Genomic DNA, 20,667 nt, shown 5'->3' on the forward strand with positions numbered 1-20,667 from the left:
GGCCGTGCCAGGCTCACGGTCCGCGCCACACGTTGGCGAAGGCCGCGTTCTCGATGGTCCGCCGCTGGCGTACCGCCTCCAGCTCCATCACCGCGTCGTGGACGGAGGCCACCACAATCGTCACGGCCTCGTCGTCGAGGCCGGTCTCGTCGTCGGATTGTTCGTCGTCGATGCCCAGGACCGCGACGAGGGCGGTCAGGACGGGTTCCTTCTCGTCCCAGCGGTCGGCCGCACGGCGGCGCGCGAGCGTATCGACCGGTTCCAGGCTTTCCGAGCCGAAGGACAACCGGCTGCTTCGGTGCGGCTTCAGCTCACCGCTCTCCTCCAGTGCGGCCTGGTATGCGGCCGAGAGGTCTCGGCCCCGGCGCCACAGCCAGTCCTCGATCCGCTCGTACGGTGCCTGCCGAGTGAGACCTGCCGCAGCCTCACCCAGGAATCGATCGTCCACCGGCGGCGGTCCACCTGGCACGATGGTGTCTCCGTCCACGGACACCGCCCCCGCATTGATGAGATCGATCAGCTCGGCTCCCGCGAGCGCGAGGGACAGGTCACCCTGCCCCACGGGATGCTTCAGGTCCAGGGCGATGATGAACAGATCCTTCGCCGTGGTCATGAACGGCTCCCCTCGGAGACATCGACAACGGTGCGTCCCCACCGACAACGCCCGGTCGTCGGCGACCTCCTCGCGACTACACGGTGTGCAGGGGTTCCTTGAAGGATTTGCGGAACACCGGAGCGGCGAAGGGAATGATCGAGGACTTCATCTTCGACGCGAACGAGTCGGGGTGTCGTTCCAGTCTGACGTCGACGCGGGTGCCGTCATCCGTGGGAGTCATCTGGAACTGCCAGCCCCCCGAGCCGAAGGGCACCGAGTCCCGCGTGGTGACCGTGACCATGTTCGCCGAGGGGTCCCATTCGTAGCGTGCGCGCTCCCACGACTTGTCGTTCCCCTCGGTCACCTCCGCCCAGGTATCGCCCCGCTCGTGGACCTGGAAGTGCTCGGCATCGATGGAGGGCCACTCCTCGACACGGGAGGGGCTGAAGTTCGTCAGCACGCCCATCACCTCCTCTGGGCTCATCGAGGAGTTCACATGGAAGTGGAGGGATGGCATGACCTGCTCCCTGGTTCGAGATGACCCTTGTCTGTCGGCCGGTACGCACCTCGCGGGTGCCTGGCTCGCTTCGCCGACGCTGGTTCGCAGACCCGGCCCTGCTGAGGCCATGGATGGGCCTGCTGGGCAGGCTCACTGACCGGGACGCTCACCTTTCAGAATGCACCTGCGCCCAGCTCCGCGCACCAGCAGGTTCCTGGCCCGCACGCGGGTGATCCTGTCCAGGACCAGAGGTGTTGTCGCGGACCGTGTCCGGGACCGGACGTGGTGTCGCGGGGTGAAGAGAGGTGCGCATCGCCGCAAGGGAAATGATCACCGCGACGGGCCGCGCATCCTGTCGGGAAGGCGGAAACCGGCATCGGTGCCGGACGGTCACCGATCCAGCCCCACCGATCCAGTCCCAGGCCGGCTGTCACAGGACTTCGGCCCCGTCGATTCTGCGTCGATCGAAGATGAGCCGCACCGCCGCGGAACCTTCCCCGACCGCGGCGGCGACTCGTTTCACGCTTCCACTTCGCGCGTCACCGACGCAGAACACCCCGGGCACGCTGGTTTCGAAGGGCAGCGGCATGCGATGGCCCGCCTGGAGGGCGACGTCCTGCCCGGTCAACAGGAAGCCGTCGGGATCCATCGCCGGCCGCTCGTCGAGCCATTCCGTGCACGGCGTGGCACCGATGAACACGAAGACGGCGCTGACCGTCAGGGCGAAGCGGCGCCCGCTCGCCCGGTCCACCACATCAAGCCCTGTCACCTCGGAGTCGGCGGAAATGCCGACCACCTCCGTGTGTACCCGCACATGGACCTTCGGGTCGGCGGCGATCGCGTCGATCAGGTAGCGGGACATCGAACGATCAAGGTCGTCCCCGCGGATCACGAGGTACACCGGATCAGACGTCCGGGCCAGGAACAATGCCGCCTGACCTGCCGAATTCGCGCCGCCGATCACTGCGACAGGTCGCCCGCGCGAGTACGTCGCCTCGACAACCGTAGCGGTGTAGTAGACGCCGTTGCTCTCCCAGGCTTCGATGCCGGGCACGGCCAGGCGCCGGTGGTTGGCACCGGTGGCGATGATGACGTCGCGAGCGCTGAATGTCCGGCCGTCGTCGCAGGTGACGGTGTGGATACCGTCCTGGCTGGTGAAGGCTGCCGCGCGGGCGTTCCGATGAAGCCGCACTCCGAACTTTGCCGCCTGGATCGTCCCCCGGGCCGCCAATTCGGCACCGGGCAGACCAGCCGGGAATCCTAGGTAGTTCTCAATTCTCGATGACGTGGCGGCTTGACCGCCGAATGCGTCCGCGTCGATGAGGGCGGTCGTCAGTCCTTCGGACGCGCCGTACACCGCGGCCGCCAGACCGCCTGGGCCGCCACCGACGACGAGCAGGTCGCACATCTCCTGATCGTCGACTGCGAGCGGCGACTCTCCGAACTCCGCAGCGATGTCGGCCGGCTGAGGATTGCGCATCAACGGCCGGCCGGGGATGACGATGACGGGAAGGTCTGTCCGGGGTACCCCGAGCCTTCGCAACAGCAGCTCGGCCTCTGGCCGATCCTCCAGGTCCAGCCACTCCACGGCCGTCCTGCTGAGTGAGAACGAATGCAGCAGGACTCGGCATCGTTCGTCGTAGCGGGAACCGACGAGTGTGATGCCCGCACCCCTTCTCAAAAGGTTCGACCGGCGTACGAGGAACGTCCGAAGGATGAGCTCGCTCAGATCACTGTCTTGCGCGACGATCGTCCGGATCTGCTCCAGCGGCACCCTCAGCAGTCGGCCCGGGCTCTTCATGACGCCGGAAAAGCGTGAGCGCTCGCCCGTCAGCATGCCTATCTCACCCAGGAACTCCGCGTGGCCGTATGACGCGACGAGCCGCTCTTCCGGCTGACCTGGCCGATCGATGACCTCCGCGGTTCCCTCCAGAACGACGAAGAAGTCGTAGGACGGGTCACCTGCCGAAAAGAGAACCTCGCCGACGGGTGCCGGATACTCTGATCCGAGAGCCGCCAGCCTCTTGAGCTGGTCCCCGGACAGCCGCGACACCGGAGCCCGCTCCACGTTTTCCCCCCGCGCAGGCTTGTCCATGGGGTGCCTTCTTCCGCCTGGGCGGGAACAACGTGGCCGTCAGGAGAGTGCTGCTTCGGCGGAGACGCGGTCACGTCGGCAGTTCGGTCCCGGCCTGCTCACGCGCCATGTACTCGGCGTACCAGTCCGGCCAGTTCGGGTCCTCCGCACCGATGCGTGCCTCATGCACGCCGTGCGCGGCCGCGGCGCGGCGCATCGCGCTCGCCAGGTCCTCCGCGGAGGCGAACGTCGTGGCCGCGGGGTCGAGGCGTCCCGGGAGCCGAGTGGTGATCTCCTGCAGGAGCCAGCCGTTGCCGTCCGGGTCACTGAAGGACAGGAACGAGCCGTAGCTCGTGCGCTGCGGATCCGGCCCGGGTACCCGGGCATCCGTTCCGGCGTGGTGGAAGACGCCGCCGGCGTCGTGGAACACCTCGCTCGGCTCGGCGCCGAGCCGTTTCAGCTCATCGTATGCAGCGTTGATGTCCTCCACGATCAGGTACAGGCCCTGAGCCGAACCCGGCGCCTGGGACGTGACCGAGGAGCCGAAGATGACCGACGCCGGCGAGCCCGGCGGCGTCACCTGCACCACCCGGAAAGTCTCGTCCGTGGCGACGTCCGCGTCCAGCCTCCAGCCCAATCGCGTGTAAAAGCTCTTGGCCCGGTCGATGTCGGACACTGGCACCACCACGATTTCGAATTTCATATCCATGGGCATTCCTCTGCTTCTCGTACTAGATGCCGACATGACGAGACTCGCACGGCCGGACGCCGGCCGCGCCCGGGGATCCGGTAGACCGTGGCCCGGTCCACGTCGGGCCCGGTAGCCGGCTCACGGTCTCTGGCCGACGGCACCGATGCCGAGGCGGCTGAGCAGCCAGAAAGCGATCGCGGTGCCGGTGCCGTAGGCGACGTGCGCGCCGAAATCCCAGGCCACGCTATGGGCGTCGTACTGCCAGATCGGCTTGTAGAGCCCCGCGATCGGCAAGGCGACGTAGTCACCGGCGAACACCATGGCGCCGAAAGGCACGCCATACACGGGGGAGGGTCTGGGCAGTGATCCGGCCAGGATGCCGTAGGCCGCGCCGGCCGCTGATCCGTAGGCCCAGTGAGCGACGGTGCTCGTGAGCCAGGCGGAATCATCAGGAAGCCGACGCTGAGTGAAGCCCTCGATCACCCGCTTTGCCACCTGCCCGGGGTCAGGGGCCTTATCCCAGCTCTCGACCGGGGCGAATTCCCAGGCGAGCGGGCTGTCCGTCCCGCCTGCGCGACGGTACTTCAGGTAATGGACGGCATCCAGGCACACCGTTCCCACCGCCCCGGCCAGCAGGCCGGCCGTCACCGCCTCGAGGGGAGTCGGCGGAATCCTTTGGGAGCGCATGACGCCATCTCCTCATCGCTCGGGCCAGGAAGGAAGGTCGATGTCCTTCAGCGCCTGACTGCGGTTGGGAGGCATTGATCCCCCATCGAGTATCCGGCGGCCGGGACGCGCGCGCACGAGGAGAACGTCCGCGGGCGGCCTCCTCCAGGACGGGGCTCGACGCGCGTGATCGCCCCGGACCTGTTGCGCTGGTATCAGGCCCTTGCATACGTCCATCGGAGGGACCCATGAACAGCTACCGAGTCGCGCAGGTGACCGCCCCGGGGGGCGCCTTCGAAATCGCCGAGCGAGAGGTGCCACAGCCCGGCCCCGGACACGTCAGAATCGCCGTGGAGGCGTGCGGTGTCTGCCACAGCGACGCCAGTTTCGTCGAGGGTCGTCTACCCGGTGTCTCGTTCCCGGAGGTGCCCGGACACGAGATCGCCGGGCGGATCGAGGAACTGGGCGACGGCGTGCACGAGCGGGGGTGGCAGGTGGGCGACCGCGTGGCGGTCGGCTGGTTCGGCGGTAGCTGCGGCCACTGCACACGCTGCCGTCAAGGCGACTTCATCGTCTGCGAAAACCTGAAAGTCCCGGGCTGGACCTACGACGGAGGCTTCGCGGACAAGATGATCGCGCCCGCCGACGCGCTCGCCGGAATCCCTGACGATCTCGCGGCAACCGACGCGGGGCCCATGGCATGTGCCGGTGTGACCACGTTCAACGGATTGCGACGTAGCCCCGCTGAGTCCGGAGACCTGGTCGCCGTCCTCGGCCTGGGCGGCCTCGGTCACTTCGGAGTCCAGTACGCGTTCGCCATGGGTTTCGAGACCGTAGCGATCGCCCGCGGCGCTGAGAAGGCGGAGTTCGCCAAGAGGCTGGGCGCCCACCACTACATCGACAGCACGTCGGACGTTCCGGTCGCGGAGGCGCTGCAGGCCCTCGGCGGTGCGAGGACCGTTCTGGCCACCGCCGGAAACGCCCAGGCGATCAGTGCGACCGCGGAAGGCCTGACACCGCGAGGTGAGCTGGTGATCATCGGAGCGGATCCCTCAGCCATGAGCATCACCCCCGCCCAATTGCTTTTCAGCGGCCGTGTCGTCCGCGGCCATCCGTCCGGTACCTCGCAGGACGTGGAGGACACCCTGGCCTTCAGTGTCCTGCATGGCATTCGGCCGATGACTGAGACCGTACCGCTGGACCACGCCGACGAGGCCTTCCAGAAGATGCTCTCCGGAGCCGCCCGCTTCCGGATGGTGCTCACACCCGGCTGACTCCGGCCGACCGTCGATGGGTGCGGAGGCCGAGCAGCGGGCGATCTCGCCGGGAGTTGGACAGGGCCCAACGGGTCAACCGACCGGGCGGTCCAGTGGGTTCGCCCGGACGCGCTCGGCGAAGCCGCCCCGGACCGACACGGCCGGTGAGCTCTGCGGCTTGCGGGCGGCCTGGTCGCGGAAGCAGGCCAGGAACTCCTCCGAGAGTCCCGCGCGCGGGTACCGGGCCAGCACGTCCGCCTGGAATCCGGCGGCGAAATCGTCGAGATGCCGCCCCGAGATGTCCACGCCGGTGGCCCGCTCCAGCAGATGGCCCTCCGGGTCCTCCCGCACGTCCACCGTGTCCCACATGTGCCGGACGATGACCTCCGACAGGCGCCGCCGGCGCTCCGCAGGCCACCCGGCACCCGCCGCGAACACCCAGGCCACGTGCCCGCCGGCCACGTCGAAGTCGACCGTGTGACTGTCGAACTCAGGGACCAGGCCGATGTCGTGGAGCAGCGCGGACACGTAGAGCAGCTCGGCGTCGTGCTCGATGCCTTGCTGCGCGGCATACGCCGAGGCCCACATATAGGACCGCACCGAGTGGTTGAGCAGTGCGGGGGAGCAGTACGCGGTGGCGACTTCGAGGGCGGCGGCGCACGCGGCCGTGTCGGGGGCGGGCGGCACGGTCAGGTCTCCGTGGGGGCTGTCATCAGTCATGCCGCCGAGTATGCCTCCCTCTCCTGTCCCGGACGCTCCCATTCCGCTGTCGGGACGGCCGCTCCGCGATGGGCCAGGTCCGCGCGGGGATGAGTCGTGGTCCGTGGCGCGGTCGGCTTTCGTAGCTGCGTACCATTACGCAAGAACTTGCGTTGCTTGCGTTCGCTTGCAGTGTTGCTTCGCCTGGCGCGACGAGCCTCATGTATTGCTCCAAGTGTCGGTCCGGCGGGGGTGCTCGGTCGGTCCCAGGCGTTGAGACGCGGGTGTTGATGGTGAAACTTGTGGTGTCCTGGTAGTAGACGTGCTCGCACTGCTCTGCAATATTGCGATGAAACAATGCAAGAAGCTGCGCGTACGCATTCTCTCTTGGGAACGTCGTGCGCGCGTGCAGCCGCCTCTTGCCGTTCGTCATAACGCGCCACCGCTCTGCCCAGGAACGAGCCGACCCCGCCGCCCCTCCGGCGCGCGAACCTCCGCAGGGAGTGAACCCCGCATGACTCCACACAAACCGAGATCCTGGAGACGCCGCGCAGCGACCGCCGCGCTGGCTTCCACCGTCATGGTTCTGGGCCTGCCCGCCGTCGGTGCCCACGCCGCCGGCGGTCCCAACGCCGCAGCGGACGCCGCCACCAAGGCCGGCAGCGCCCGCACCGCACACGCGGCCGTCAATGTCACCGACGGCGACGCCGACACGTATTGGCAGGCCGGAAAGAAGTCGGCCCAGTGGGTGCAGACCGACCTCGGGCGGACCAAGCGCGTCCGCCAGGTCGTGCTGCGCCTGCCCGAGCACTGGCAGACCCGTAAACAGACGCTGGCACTTCAGGGCAGCGCCGACGGAAAGAGCTTCGCCACGCTCAAGTCGTCGGCGCAGTACGTCTTCAGCCCCGGCAACGACAACACGGTGAAGGTCTCCTTCCCCGCGACCTTGGCCCGGTACGTACGGGCCGACTTCAGCGGCAACTCGGTGGCACCCACGGCCCAGCTCGCCGAGATGCAGGTCCTCACGGCCGCCGCGTCGACCCCCAACCTCGCGCAGGGCAAGCCCTTCACCGAGAGCGGGCACGCCGACGTGTACCCCGCCGCCAACGCGGGTGACGGCAACCGGAACACGTACTGGGAGAGCACGAACAACGCCTTCCCGCAGTGGCTCCAGGTCGACCTCGGTTCATCGGTCAAGGTGAACCAGGTGACGCTGCGGCTGCCCAGCGGCTGGCCGAGCCGCAGCCAGACCCTGAAGGTCCAGGGCTCCACCGACAACCAGAACTTCACCGATCTGACGGCCTCGAAGGCGTACACGTTCGACAGCTCCAACGACCAGTCGAGCACCATCGCCCTCGACACGACCACCACGCGCTACGTGCGCGTGCTGGTCACCGCCAACACCGGCTGGGCCGCAGGGCAGTTGTCCGAGCTGGAGGTCTACGGACCCGCCACCGGCGACACCCAGGCGCCGACCGCGCCGTCGAACCTGGCGCTCACCGAGCCGGCCACCGGCCAGATCAAGCTGACCTGGAACGCGGCGAGCGACGACACGGCCGTCACCGGGTACGACGTCTACGCCAACGGCCAACTACGGGCGACCGTCGCCGGGAACGTCCTGACCTACACCGACACCCAGCCGGCCGGTACCGACATCACGTACTTCGTACGGGCCAAGGACGCCGCGGGCAACGTCTCCGCCAACAGCAACAGCGTGACGCGGCAGGGATCGAGCGGGGACACCCAGGCACCGACGGCTCCCGGCAACCTCGCCTACACGCAGTCCGGCAACGACGTGAAGCTCTCCTGGCAGGCGTCGAGCGACAACGTCAAGGTCACCGGCTACGACGTCTACGCGGGCGGCCAGCTCGTCACGTCCGTGGCAGGCGACGTCACGACGTACACCGACACCCCCTCGGCGCCGGCCACCGTCACCTACTACGTGAAGGCGAAGGACGCCGCCGGGAACGTGTCGGCGGCGAGCAACAGCGTGACCCGGAGCGGCTCGACCGGCTCCGGATCCAACCTCGCCGAGGGCAAGCCCATCGAGGCCTCCTCCTCCACCTTCACCTACGTCGCCGCCAACGCCAACGACGGCCAGATCGCCACGTATTGGGAGAGCGGAGGCGGGGCCTACCCGGCCACCCTGACCACCAAGCTGGGGGCCAACGCCGATCTCGGCCAGGTCGTCGTCAAGCTCAACCCCGACGCCGCCTGGGCGACCCGCACCCAGAACATCCAGGTGCTCGGCCGTGACCAGGACGCGACGGCCTTCACCAGCCTCGTCGCGGCGAAGGACTACACGTTCAACCCGTCGAGCGGGAACACCGTGACCATCCCGGTCACCGGGGCTGCGGCCGACATCCAGCTCAAGTTCACGGCCAACTCCGGTGCCCCGGGCGGACAGGTCGCCGAGTTCCAGGTGATCGGCACCCCGGCCGCCAACCCCGACCTCAAGGTCACCGGCATCACCAACACGCCCGCGGCGCCCGTCGAGTCGGACGCCATCAGCCTGACGGCGACCGTCACCAACAGCGGGACCAAGGCGTCCAAGGCCACCGACCTCAACTTCACCCTCGGCGGCACCAAGGTCGCCACGGCCGACGTCGCGGCCCTCGCGGCCGGTGAGACCAGGACGGTCACCGCGAGCATCGGGGCCCGGGACGCGGGCAGTTACCCGGTCGGCGCCGAGGTGGACCCGTCGAACAAGGTGATCGAGCAGAACGAGGCGAACAACACCTTCACCCGCTCCGACGCACTGGTCGTCAAGCCCGTCTCCAGCTCCGACCTCCTGGCCGCACCGGTCTCGTGGACGCCCTCCAGCGCTTCGGCGGGCGACGAGGTCAAGTTCACCGTCGCGATCAAGAACCAGGGCACGGTGGCCTCCGCCTCCGGCACCCACGGCGTGACGCTGACGGTCCAGGACTCCACCGGCGCCACGGTCAAGACGCTCAGCGGCTCCTACAGCGGTGCCATCGCCACGGGCCAGACGACCGCTCCGGTCAACCTCGGCTCGTGGACGGCCGTCAACGGCAAGTACACCGTCAAAACCGTCATCGCCGACGACGCGAACGAACTGCCGGTCAAGCGGACCAACAACACCACCACGCAGGCCCTGTTCGTCGGCCGCGGCGCCGACATGCCGTACGACATGTACGAGGCGGAGGACGGCACCCTCGGTGGCGGTGCCAAGGTCGTCGGACCGAACCGGACCGTCGGTGATGTCGCCGGCGAGGCGAGCGGCCGCAAGGCGGTGACCCTCAACGGGACCGGACAGTACGTCGAATGGACCACCCGCGCGGCCACCAACACCCTGGTGACCCGCTTCTCGATCCCGGACGGCACCGACTCGACGCTCGACGTCTATGTTGACGGCCAGTTCCTCAAGGCGATCGACCTCACCTCGAAGTACGCCTGGCTGTACGGCAGTGAGACCGCGCCCGGCAACTCGCCCGGCTCCGGGGCCCCTCGGCACATCTACGACGAGGCGAGCCTGCAGCTCGGCAGGACCGTCCAGGCCGGCTCCAAGATCCGGCTCCAGAAGGACGCGGCCAACTCCTCCACGTACGCCATCGACTTCGTCAACACCGAGCAGGCGACGGCGGTCGCCAACCCGGACCCGGCCGCGTACGCGGTCCCGACCGGATTCACCCACCAGGACGTGCAGAACGCCCTGGACAAGGTCCGCATGGACACCACCGGCAAACTCGTCGGTGTCTACCTGCCCGCCGGTGACTACGACACCTCCAGCAAGATCCAGGTCTACGGCAAGGCGGTCAAGGTCGTCGGAGCGGGCCCGTGGTTCACCCGCTTCCACGCACCCTCCTCGCAGGAGAACACGGACATCGGCTTCCGCGCCGACTCGACGGCCAACGGCTCGACGTTCACCGGCTTCACCTACCTCGGCAACTACACCTCCCGCATCGACGGCCCGGGCAAGGTGTTCGACTTCTCCAACGTCGCGAACATCACCATCGACAACATCTGGGTCGAGCACATGGTGTGCCTCTACTGGGGCGCGAACACCGACAGCATGACCATCAAGAACTCCCGCATCCGTGACACGTTCGCCGACGGCATCAACATGACGAACGGCTCCACGGACAACCACGTCGTCAACAACGACGCGCGTGCCACCGGCGACGACAGCTTCGCCCTCTTCTCGGCGATCGACGCCGGAGGCGCCGACGAGAAGAACAACCTCTACGAGAACCTGACATCGACGCTCACCTGGAGAGCGGCCGGCATCGCCGTCTACGGCGGCTACAACAACACCTTCCGCAACCTCCGGGTGGCCGACACCCTGGTCTACTCCGGGATCACCATCTCCTCGCTGGACTTCGGCTACCCGATGAACGGCTTCGGGACCGAGCCCACGACCATCGAGAACGTGTCCCTGGAGAGGACGGGCGGCCACTTCTGGGGCTCGCAGGTCTTCCCCGCCATCTGGGCGTTCTCCGCCTCGAAGGTCTTCCAGGGCATCCGGGTCAACGACGTCGACATCGACGACTCCACCTACGGAGGCGTGATGTTCCAGACCAACTACGTCGGTGGGCAGGCGCAGTTCCCGGTGAAGGACACCATCTTCACGGACATCTCCATCACCAACTCCAAGAAGAGCGGGGACGCCTTCGACGCCAAGTCCGGATTCGGCATCTGGGCCAACGAGTTGCCCGAGCCCGGTCAGGGACCCGCCGTCGGCGAGGCCACCTTCCGCAACCTGCGGATGAGCGGCAACGCCCAGGACATCCGCAACACGACCAGCACCTTCAAGATCAATATCGAGTAGGAGCCGGCCGGCACTGAACGGCACGGGGCCGCCCTCACCGAGGGCGGCCCCGTGGTGCGTTCACGAGGCGGAGCCGGGCTGCCGGTGGGAAACGGGCTTGCCGGTGAACGCGTCGAGGAGGATGCGGTCGCCGACGGGGTGGCGCAGCTTCACCTTCACCTTCTCGACGCGCAGTTCGGATGTGCACGGCCCGTCGGAGGTGCCCCGGACCGAGGCCGAGAGCACCACACTGCCCCCGGTCTCGAGCACGTCGACGGCCGGGCCGTCGTCGCATGCTCCGTGCTCGGCGCGCAGGGTGAGCGTCCTGCCGTCCCGTGCGATCGTGTCCAGCCCGGCGAGCGGTCCCAGCTCGGCCGTCTGCTCCCGTACGGCCCCGATCGGGGAGCGGGGGAGTTCCGAGGGGGTGACCGCGACGCGTTTGAGCGGAGTGTCGTAGCCCTTGACGGTGAAGAGCCAGGCGGGCGCCGTCGCCGTCCCCCGGCTGGTCGGCACCGTCATCTCGCCGAGCCGGGCACCGGTCACGGTGAGGGCCGGGCCGGAGTTCCGGCCGCGGCCGAGCTTGTCGTAGGCCGCCCGTGCCGAGGTGAGGGGGAGGGTGAGCGAGTCGCCGTCGCGCCACCGGATCTTCGCCTGCTTCACGGGTGCGTCGGGAAGGGAGGCGCGCAGTTCGAAGTTCTGGGTGGTGTACGCGCGTTTGTCGGCGTCGTTGTGAAAGGCCCCCTCGGGCAGTTGAACGGCGTCGCCGAGCGGGTAGTAGCCGTGCCGCCACACGCGCGCCGCCTCGGAGCCCTCCCAGGCGGCGGCGACGCGGCGGGCGCGGTCGTGGGGGTCCTGGCCACCGGCACGGCCGCCGGCGGGTGCCCTGTCGTCGCCGCATCCGACGGCCGCGGCGGCGACCAGGCCGAGGGCGACGAGCAGTTTGACGGACCTCATGATGCCCCCAAGAGGAAAACGCGGAGTGGAGCCGAATCCGGCGCCAGACCTGTGACGCCGGGGCGGTGCCGGACGTTCGGCCCGAGCGCGGGCGCGCTCCTTCGTTCCGCGGGGGCATGGACGGCGGTCCCCCATCCGCACGCCGTCTGAGAGCGCCGGGGGACAGAGTACGTGCTGGAGCCGTCGGTTTCCTCGTTCACCCCCCTTGGTTGGTAACAACTGTTACCATGCCGGTATGGCGAAGACACAGCTGGGCGCGCGCGTGGACGAGGAAGTCGCGGACCTCGCGAAGAAGCGGGCCGCCGACCTGGGGCTCAGCATCGGGGACTATCTCGCCCGGCTGGTGCAGGACGACACCAGTGGCCTGCGCGCCCGTGCGGTGGACGCGGCCGCCCGCTTCCTGACCGAGCACCAGAGCGTCTTCGACGAGGCCGAGCAGGCCCAGCAGACGGCTAGGGGAGCGCACGCGGCCTGATGGATCTGCACATCGACGTTCCCTGGATCCTGCAGGTCGCCGAGGCCGCCGGAGCCGACGATCCGGCGCCGGACGACTACGGCGTACCCGCCTCGGCGGTCGCCCGCCACCGCGCCGAACTGTTCGAGCAGCCTGTCTACGACGGCGCCTACGCCAAAGCCGCCGCCCTGGTGCACACCCTGGGCCGCTGCCGCTGGCTGGAGCGCTCCAACCTCGCCGTCGCCGCGGCCAGCGGTGTCATGTACCTCGAAGCCGCCGGGATCGGGGTCAAGCCCGTACGCGCGGACGCCGTCGCCCTCAGGGACCTGCTCCTCGACCCCGCCTGCACCGCCGGGAAGATCGCCGCTCTCCTGCGGACCTGGCCCACCGGCGTATGAGCCGTCCGCCGAACCTCCATGCCATCGTTGTCGGATCATCACGTGCAGCCGGGCAACTGACTCCCCGGCCGGCGGGTCTTGCAGGGTGAACAAGGAACCGCATCCGCGCGCCTGTGAACCCGCCCTGTTCGACGCTCCTGAGAAGGCCGCCGTCCCCGTGACACCTGCTGACCGGGAGGCCTGACGGGTGGTGGGCGCACGCGTGCGCGCACCACATGGAGGACGCCGATGAAGGCACACCGAACCACACACGCCCGGGGCCTGGTGCTGACCATCGCGATCGGCCTGTCCATGACGGCGTGCACGAGTGCCGACCCCGGTGAACCAGAGCGCGGCGCCGACAGCGAGGTGTACGGCGCCTCTCCGGCCGGTTGGTGTGGGAACGGCACGCCGAGTGCCTCATCCGGTGCCGGCGAGCCCCGCCGGGGAACGCTCCATGACGACTTCAACGGTGACGGCTACTCCGATGTCGCCTTCCCTGTTCCGAACGGCGACCTCGGCCGAGGGAAAGCCCGTCGAAAGCCCGGCTATGTGGCCGTCGTGTACGGCTCGTCCCACGGCCTGCGGATCTCGTCCAAGCAGGTCTTCGACCAGGACAAGCCCGGCGTGCCGGGGGTCGGCGAACCGGGTGACCACTACGGCAGTTCCGTGACCACCGCGGACCTCGACCAGGACGGGTACGCGGACCTGATCGTCGGGTCCCGCGAGAACGCTTTCGACGAAGCGTACGGAAGCGGCGGGTACGAAGACGGGCGACTCCGCCGGTATCACTGGCAGGGATCCCTCTCGGTCATCTGGGGAGGCCGGCACGAGCTGACCGGCTCGGTCACGCTGCCCAGTCGCGCCACCTCCCACGACGGGGTCGGCTCGCTCATCGTGGCGGGGGACTTCGACGGCGACGGCGCGCCGGATGTGGCGACACAGGTCCGGGGTGGCGACCTGCGCGTCCTGTCCGGGCCGTTCGGGCGTGACGGCACGCCGGCCGGCGGCGTGCACGACGTGAAGGGCCCGCGCAAGGCGGAGATGAGGGACCTGGCCACGGGGGACATGAACGGTGACGGCATCACCGACCTGGTCTCCGTGGGCGCGACGGAGAACGGGAGCGCGAGCCGAGGCAACGTCCTCTACTGGAAGGGCACCCATGGCGGCCTCACCGCCGGCGCTGCCCTGGGCGGGATCCACGGTCCTCAGGATGCCGGTAGAGCGGTGGCCGTCGGGGATGTCAACGGTGACGGCTACGCCGACGTCGTCACCAACGCGTTCTTCCAGTTCGTCTCCGTCGACGGCGGAGGCAGCGGGGTGGTGGAGGAGGAGTACGCCAGGAAGCACCGTCTGCCGCGCCTCAAGAGTGGCGCGGTCATTTATCTGCCGGGCGGCAGGAGCGGCCCCGACGTCGAGAAGACGACGATGCTCAACCAGGACAGCCCTGGCATACCCGGCGTCGCCCATGAGGATTCGGGAGCCGACGAGGAGGGCGGGACCGAGTACTTCGGCACCGGTGTCTCGGTGGGCGACATCGACGGTGACGGGTACGCGGACGTATCCGTCGGGACACCTGCGAAGGACGTCGGCGGTGCGGACGGCGCGGGCAGTGTCCTCACGATGCGGGGAACCGCGCACGGCCTGACCGGAGAGGGCGCGCAGCTCCTCACCCAGGACACCAGGGGCGTGCCCGGCGTCGCTCAGAGCGCCGACGCGTTCGGGGCGGCGACCAAGATCGTCGACATCGACGGCGACGGCCGTGCCGAAGTGCTCGCCGGAGGTGAGGTCGCCCCGGACGGCACCCCGCACGGCGCTCGCGGCTCGGTCTGGGTGTTTCCGGCGACGGCGTGCGGGGTCACCTCGAATGGCTCGATCGTCATCGGGCCCAGCACCCTGCGTGCCCCCAAGCAGTTCAACTCCGCACTGGGCGCGGACTTCAACTCCTGACCGCGGGATCAGTCATGATGGCCGCCTTGCCACGTACGACCGTCCACGACCGGGACACCAACGCCGTGATCAACGTGAAGACGGTCGCCGGACCGGCGGATCGGCCTGCGGAGCGCCGGTAAGGCCCAGGAGCGATCCCGGCACAGCTCGAAGAATCAGGAAGCCATGGAATCCCGGCCGGCTGTCGTGCCGTGTAGCAGCACGACAGCCGGTCGAGGTCGAGGCGGCCGGAATCCTCGCCCTTCAGGGCGAGGAGCATGTCAAAGCGACATCTCGTACGCCCCGGACAGCGCCTCCACGCGCTCCCAGATCTCGGCCGAACGTGCCTCGTTCACGACGGGGCGTCGGATCGCGCCCAGTGCCCAGGCCTGCTGCCGCTCGGTCGCGGAGTCCTTGCCGTGCAGTTCGACGCAGTGGCCGGAGAAGTCGCGGACGAGCACGGAGAACAGCTCGTCGAGCACCGACTCGTCCAGGTCCGTCAGACGCGCCTGCTCCAGGATGAGCTGTCCGTGCACCACCAGGGCGAACAACTGGCCTACGGAGAGGAGGAAGTCGAGGTCGCGGCTCTGCGCCTCGTCGGGGGCCATGGTGGTGACGAACTCGCACAGCGCGTCGGCCTGTTCGCGGAAGCGGGCGACGTTCGGGACCTCGGCGTAGGCGTCGTAGGCGGCGCGCCAGTCGTGGAAGCGAACGGAACCCAGGCCACGCGCCGGTCCCTGCCGGAAGAGGAAGTCGTCGTCGGCCGCGTCCAGACGGGTCGGCACGGCGGGCACGTCGATCGGGTCCAGCAGGTGGTTGCGCATGAACTTGAGGATCAGCGCGAGGTTGACGTGGACGGTGCCCTCGAGCTTGGGCAGGCCCCGGATCTCGACGGCGGCCTGGGAGAAGTAGTTGTCCTTCTCGAAGCCCTTGGCGGCGATCACGTCCCACATCAGGTCGATGACCTTCTCGCCCTCCGTGGTCACCTTCATCTTCGTCATCGGGTTGAAGAGAAGGTAGCGGCGGTCCTCAGGACCCGCCGTACGGAAGTAGTCGACGGCGCGGTCGCTGAACTGCTTCATGCCGACGAGTCGGACGTACGCCTCGGTCAACTCCCGGCGGACATGCGGGAACGCGGTGACAGGGCGGCCGTAGAGGACGCGGTTCTGCGCGTGGGTGACGGCCTCGTACATCGCGTGCTCGCAGATGCCGATCGAGGCGGTGCAGAGGTTGAACTTGCCGACGTTGACCGTGTTGAGGGCCGCGTCGAAGGCGGCACGGCCGGTGTGCAGGACATCCTCGGGGGCGACCGGGTAGTCCTCCAGGCGGAACTCGCTGACGAACTTGGAGGAGTCGACGACGTTCTTCACCAGGTGGTACGCCGGGTGGCGGCTGTCGGCGGCGAAGAAGACGTATCCGTCCGGGCCGTCGACGTCGGTGCGCCGGCCGAACACGGAGACGAGACCGGCGGCGTTGCCGTTGCCGATGTAGTACTTGGAGCCGCTTGCCCGGAAGCCGCCGTCGGCCTGGGGCTCCAGCAGCATGTCGGTGGAGTAGATGTCGGCGCCGTGGGCCTTCTCGGACAGACCGAAGGCGAACACCTCGCCCTGGGACAGGAGGTCCGCGGCACGCGCGCGAGCCGTGGCGTTCTCGCTCTGCCAGACCGGGCCGAGACCGAGGATGGTCACCTGCCAGGCGTACCAGTAGTCGAGACCGTAGAACCCGAGGATCTCGTTCAGGGCGGCGATCCGGGCGGTGTCCCAGCGCTGGTCCTCGTCCGTGGCGGCGGAGGCCGGGGTCAGGAAGGTGGCGAACAGCCGTTCCTTGGCGGCGAAGGCGAGGAAGTCACCGAGCCAGGCGCGGGTGCGGTAGTCCTCGATGATCCGGCGCTTGCCGCGCTCCTCGAACCAGTCGACGGTGGCGCGCAGCAGCCTGCGCGTCTCGGGGTCGAAGTGCGCCGGGTCGTAGGTGTTCGGGTTGAACAGCAAGGGAGTGGTGGTCACAGAGGTTCGCCTTCCGGGGGATGGGGGGTTGGAGATTGCATGACGGGGAGACGGAGGAAGCGGGGGTGGGTCAGGCCGACTGCCGCGCAGGGGCGTCCTGCGGGTCGCATCCGCCCGTCGGTTCGGCCGTCGTGCCGAGCGTGTGGAGCGTGGCGAGCACGTCGTCGAGCCAGGCGATCGTCATCCGCTCGTACGCGATGCCACCGCGGAGCACGACGTGCTGGAGTTCCTGACCGGCGTCGAGCGGGGCGGGCGCGTCCGGACCGGTGAAGTCGCGCAGCTCTCCGGCGAGATAGCGCGCGAGCCGGTCGCTGTGGATCCGGTGGTGCCGCTCGACCTCGTCGACGAGCGCCGCCGGGTCGTCGAAGGCGGCGCCGCGGATCTTCACCGCCAGTTCGTGGCGGATGCTCTCCGGTTCGATCGGCTCGTGCAGCCACTGCGAGAGGGTGGCACGCCCGGGGCCGGCGACCGAGTACACCTTCTTGTCCGGTCGCCCCCGCTGCGGCACGTCCCGGACGGCGAGCACGCCCTCGCTCTCCATGCGCTTGAGCACGCGATAGATCTGCTGGTGCGTCGCGGTCCAGAAATACCCGATGGACCGCTCGAAGCGTCGGGCCAGTTCGTAGCCGGACCCCGGCTTTTCCAGCAGGGAGACGAGGATCGCGTGTTCGAGCGCCATACCGCACAGCTTTCTATGCAACTCGTTGCATAGACAAGCGCCGCGGCCCGGGTGAGACACGGCTCACCCGGGCCGCAGCGCACCGCATGGTGCCTCGCGAGGCGATCATGGCGACGTTGGTGGCCTGAGGCAGGGAATTGGCCGGTATTCACCGGCGCTGTCGCGGATGCCGTGCGCGCTCGTCCGGGATCGTAGGGAGCGCACAGCGCACAGCGCACAGCGCACAGCGGACAGACAACAAGACAGACAGTCGGACGCGGCACGGGGGTCGGGTCGATGAATGTCCACGCACGTGTCCATCCAGCGCACCCGGCCCTGCGCGGCCTGGTCATGGGCGGCTATCACCTGGGTTCCGAACTGCTCGAACCGGGGGAGGTCATCGCGGTGCCCGCAGGCCTGAGCGTGTCGCTCAACGTCAACATCGGAGCGGCCCCGCCCGGCTTCCCCTCCGCGTACGCCGTCGGACCCGGGCACTTGTACCGATACGGGGCCCGGGAATCCGTCTCGCCGACGAGAGTCGACTGGGTCGGCCTGCGGCTTACCCCCCTGGGGGCGTACGTGCTGCTCGGCGGGCTGCTCGGCGAGCTGGGCAAGGGGATCGTGGACCTCGGCGACCTGTTCGGAACGGCCGGACAGCTGCTCGCCGACCGATTCCGTGGCGCCGACACGCCCGCCGCCCACCTCGCGGCACTCGACGGCTTCCTGCTGCGCCGGGCCCAAGCCGGATCACGGCCGAGCCCCGAGGTCGTCAGGGCCTGGCACCGGCTGGCGCGTTCCGCGGGCCGTGCCCCGGTCGCCGGCCTGGCGGCGGAAGCAGGGTGGAGCCGCGATCACTTCGGCCGGGTGTTCCACCGGCAGGTGGGGATGGCTCCCAAGTCCGCCGGCCGGCTGATCCGCCTCGGACGTCTGCTGCGGTACGCCGAACCGGGCCGTTCGCACTGGCCGGAGCTCGCGGCGGAGTACGGGTTCTGCGACCAGCCGCACCTCAACCGCGACATGCGCGAGTTCATGGGGGTGTCCCCGGCGACGTACTTCTCCCGGCTGCGACCGTGCGGCTGCCTCGGCCCCGCCGGACCTGAGCAGTGCGGATCGGATACGTCCAAGACAACGATACGGTCCCGTCCCTAGCGTCCAGTGCCATGAAACTCCGACGCCTCACCAGACCCCTGCGCCGGGGCGCGGTCGCGGTCACCGCACTGCTCACCGCCGCCTTCTACGCCGGCTTCCCGTCCGCGCTGGCCCGCGCGGACGACACCCCTGTGGAAGCCCTCAACCAGATCGCGAACGTCGCGCGCAGCCAGTTGTCGGTTTCCGTCAACAACGGCGGGCCCGGCACGGTGTGCAGCCCCGGATACCTGACGAGCTGCAGCGGCCGGGGCGGCCGGGGCGAGTACTGGTGTGCCGACTTCGCCCGCTGGGTGTGGGCCTACGCCGGATTTCGCACCGACGGGCTGACCCCGGCTGCCGCCAGTTTCAAGCAGATGGCCAGCGCGTACGGCGGCGAACACGCCACTCCACAGCTCGGCGACGCCGTGCTGTTCCACGACACGGCCGGCAGCCAGAAGGGCGTCGTGCACCACGTCGCCATCGTCGTCCGTGTCTCGGCGATCACCGGTGAGGTGAGCTTCGTGAGCGGTGACGTCGGCGGAGAGGAGAACACCCGCGGCCCTGAAGGCGACGAGCAGGCTCACTACGCCCATACCGCCAAAGTGCGCGAGGACACCCTCGACTGGACGCGTGGCACCCACTTCGGCGGTTCCGAGGCGATCGACGGCTATGTCAGTCCGGTGCTGAACGGCCGGCCGCTTCAGGGCAGCGGTGGCGGCAGCACGGGCGGCAGCGGCGGCACCAGCAACTACAAGAGCTGGGTGAGGACGTACTCCTCCGCTCCCGGGCGCGACCACGGCGGCACGCTGAACGCGGGGCGGAACTACGTCTTCTGCCGTGTCTGGGGTGCTCAGGTCGGTTCCGGCAGCGCGTTCAACCACTGGTGGCTGTACACGGACATGGATACCGGAGGCCGCGACTTCGTCTCGGCCTACTACCTGAGCGGCCAGGGCAACGACGTGGCCAACGACGAGAACGGCGCACCGCTCCCGGACTGTGACGGCGAGACCAGCGGCACCGGACGCAGTGGAGGCAGGTACTGGGTGCGCACTTTCAGCAGCGCGCCCGGCCGTGACACGGGCGGCACGTTGAACGCCGGGCGGAACTATGTCTTCTGTCGGGTGTGGGGTGCTCAGGTGGGTTCGGGTGGTGCGTTCAATCACTGGTGGCTGTACACGGATCTGGATACGGGCGGTCGGGACTATGTCTCGGCCTACTACCTGAGCGGCCAGGGCAACGACGTCGCGAACGACGAGAGCGGAGCACCCGTCCCGGACTGCAACTCCGGTGACGACGGCGGCGGCCGGTCCTGGGTGACGACGTTCGCCTCCGCTCCCGGGCGCGACCACGGCGGCGCGCTGTACGCGGGGCGGAACTATGTCTTGTGCCGGGTGTGGGGTGCTCAGGTGGGTTCGGGTAGTGCGTTCAATCACTGGTGGTTGTACACCGATTTGGATACGGGCGGCCGGGACTATGTCTCCGCCTACTACCTGAGCGGCCAAGGCAACGACGTCGCCAACGACGAGAACGGAGCTCCCATCCGGGACTGCTGACGCACCGTTCGTGAATTCGTGTGCCGGCCCGGAGGCCGCGAACCGGTCAGAACCACGGAGTGAAAGGGCCCGTGGTTCTGATCCAGCGGCCCAGCAACCTGATGATCTGCAGCACGGTCAGCGGCCACACGACCGCGAAGCTCCAGAGGAGGGCGGCGTCCGAGGTGCGGATGCCGATCACCGCGAGCGCCACCGAGCACATGAGCAGCAGTGCGACGGTGATGGGGAGTCGGCGCCCGCCGGACGGGCGGCGCGGAGGCGGCTCGTGGTCGTGCCGCAACCCCTCCTCGATCTCCGCCAGTGCGACACGTTCGCGCGCTGTGAGACGGACACCGTCGGCGCGATCCCTTTCATCCACGGCGA

At 68.8% G+C, this 20,667-nt stretch carries 17 protein-coding genes; 7 read left to right on the forward strand and 10 right to left on the reverse strand.

Features of this window, described 5'->3' with window-relative positions; all coding sequences use genetic code 11:
- Nucleotides 1-13: 13 nt before the first annotated feature.
- From ACWEBX_RS00695 to ACWEBX_RS00715, 5 genes are all read right to left on the reverse strand, one after another.
- Nucleotides 14-613: a GOLPH3/VPS74 family protein gene (locus ACWEBX_RS00695; RefSeq protein ID WP_451882735.1), complete on the reverse strand. Its 600-nt coding sequence runs from the start codon at nucleotides 611-613 to the stop codon at nucleotides 14-16.
- Nucleotides 614-689: 76 nt separating this feature from the next.
- Nucleotides 690-1,112: a hypothetical protein gene (locus tag ACWEBX_RS00700; RefSeq protein WP_451882736.1), complete on the reverse strand. Its 423-nt coding sequence runs from the start codon at nucleotides 1,110-1,112 to the stop codon at nucleotides 690-692.
- 412 nt (nucleotides 1,113-1,524) lie between these two features.
- Entirely contained in the window at nucleotides 1,525-3,189 is a 1,665-nt protein-coding gene (locus ACWEBX_RS00705) for an FAD-dependent oxidoreductase (RefSeq protein ID WP_451882737.1), read from the reverse strand.
- 70 nt (nucleotides 3,190-3,259) lie between these two features.
- On the reverse strand, nucleotides 3,260-3,877 hold the full coding sequence (locus ACWEBX_RS00710) for a VOC family protein (protein ID WP_451882738.1): 618 nt from the start codon (nucleotides 3,875-3,877) through the stop codon (nucleotides 3,260-3,262).
- A 120-nt stretch (nucleotides 3,878-3,997) separates the two neighbouring features.
- Nucleotides 3,998-4,546: a hypothetical protein gene (locus ACWEBX_RS00715; RefSeq protein WP_451882739.1), complete on the reverse strand. Its 549-nt coding sequence runs from the start codon at nucleotides 4,544-4,546 to the stop codon at nucleotides 3,998-4,000.
- 227 nt (nucleotides 4,547-4,773) lie between these two features.
- Between ACWEBX_RS00715 and ACWEBX_RS00720 the strand changes: the two genes are divergently transcribed.
- Nucleotides 4,774-5,799, forward strand: a complete 1,026-nt coding sequence (locus ACWEBX_RS00720) for an alcohol dehydrogenase (protein ID WP_451882740.1) — start codon at nucleotides 4,774-4,776, stop codon at nucleotides 5,797-5,799.
- A gap of 75 nt (nucleotides 5,800-5,874) precedes the next feature.
- On the opposite strand, the gene ACWEBX_RS00725 is transcribed toward ACWEBX_RS00720, so the two are convergent.
- Nucleotides 5,875-6,501 (reverse strand): HD domain-containing protein, encoded by a 627-nt coding sequence (locus tag ACWEBX_RS00725; protein WP_451882741.1) that lies wholly within the window; start codon nucleotides 6,499-6,501, stop codon nucleotides 5,875-5,877.
- A 493-nt stretch (nucleotides 6,502-6,994) separates the two neighbouring features.
- On the opposite strand from ACWEBX_RS00725, the gene ACWEBX_RS00730 reads away from it, so the two are divergent.
- Nucleotides 6,995-11,269: a discoidin domain-containing protein gene (locus ACWEBX_RS00730; RefSeq protein ID WP_451882742.1), complete on the forward strand. Its 4,275-nt coding sequence runs from the start codon at nucleotides 6,995-6,997 to the stop codon at nucleotides 11,267-11,269.
- A 60-nt stretch (nucleotides 11,270-11,329) separates the two neighbouring features.
- Here ACWEBX_RS00730 and ACWEBX_RS00735 read toward each other — a convergent pair whose 3' ends face one another.
- Nucleotides 11,330-12,202, reverse strand: a complete 873-nt coding sequence (locus ACWEBX_RS00735) for a hypothetical protein (protein WP_451882743.1) — start codon at nucleotides 12,200-12,202, stop codon at nucleotides 11,330-11,332.
- Nucleotides 12,203-12,437: 235 nt separating this feature from the next.
- Here ACWEBX_RS00735 and ACWEBX_RS00740 point away from each other — a divergent pair, with 235 nt between their 5' ends.
- The 3 genes from ACWEBX_RS00740 (at nucleotide 12,438) to ACWEBX_RS00750 (ending at nucleotide 14,983) form a co-directional block, all read left to right on the forward strand.
- Nucleotides 12,438-12,677, forward strand: a complete 240-nt coding sequence (locus ACWEBX_RS00740) for a hypothetical protein (protein WP_361689080.1) — start codon at nucleotides 12,438-12,440, stop codon at nucleotides 12,675-12,677.
- Complete coding sequence (locus ACWEBX_RS00745; protein ID WP_451882744.1) at nucleotides 12,677-13,054, forward strand: fic family toxin-antitoxin system, toxin component; 378 nt, start codon at nucleotides 12,677-12,679, stop codon at nucleotides 13,052-13,054. Before ACWEBX_RS00740 ends, ACWEBX_RS00745 begins: the two co-directional genes overlap by 1 nt.
- A 228-nt stretch (nucleotides 13,055-13,282) precedes the next feature.
- Nucleotides 13,283-14,983 (forward strand): FG-GAP and VCBS repeat-containing protein, encoded by a 1,701-nt coding sequence (locus ACWEBX_RS00750; protein ID WP_451882745.1) that lies wholly within the window; start codon nucleotides 13,283-13,285, stop codon nucleotides 14,981-14,983.
- A gap of 260 nt (nucleotides 14,984-15,243) precedes the next feature.
- On the opposite strand, the gene ACWEBX_RS00755 is transcribed toward ACWEBX_RS00750, so the two are convergent.
- A complete protein-coding gene (locus ACWEBX_RS00755; RefSeq protein WP_451882746.1) occupies nucleotides 15,244-16,965 on the reverse strand; it encodes an acyl-CoA dehydrogenase family protein in 1,722 nt (573 codons plus the stop codon).
- Nucleotides 16,966-17,035: 70 nt separating this feature from the next.
- Entirely contained in the window at nucleotides 17,036-17,644 is a 609-nt protein-coding gene (locus ACWEBX_RS00760) for a PadR family transcriptional regulator (RefSeq protein WP_451882747.1), read from the reverse strand.
- A 276-nt stretch (nucleotides 17,645-17,920) separates the two neighbouring features.
- Here ACWEBX_RS00760 and ACWEBX_RS00765 point away from each other — a divergent pair, with 276 nt between their 5' ends.
- A complete protein-coding gene (locus ACWEBX_RS00765; RefSeq protein WP_451882748.1) occupies nucleotides 17,921-18,772 on the forward strand; it encodes a helix-turn-helix domain-containing protein in 852 nt (283 codons plus the stop codon).
- 11 nt (nucleotides 18,773-18,783) lie between these two features.
- The gene (locus ACWEBX_RS00770) at nucleotides 18,784-20,304 is read left to right on the forward strand and encodes a CHAP domain-containing protein (protein WP_451882749.1); all 1,521 of its coding nucleotides are present in this window, start codon (nucleotides 18,784-18,786) and stop codon (nucleotides 20,302-20,304) included.
- A 46-nt stretch (nucleotides 20,305-20,350) separates the two neighbouring features.
- Here the strand turns inward: ACWEBX_RS00770 and ACWEBX_RS00775 are convergent, their stop codons facing one another.
- A complete protein-coding gene (locus ACWEBX_RS00775; protein WP_451882750.1) occupies nucleotides 20,351-20,662 on the reverse strand; it encodes a DUF3040 domain-containing protein in 312 nt (103 codons plus the stop codon).
- Nucleotides 20,663-20,667 lie beyond the last annotated feature (5 nt).

The sequence above is a fragment of the Streptomyces sp. NPDC005070 genome (genome assembly GCF_053600395.1).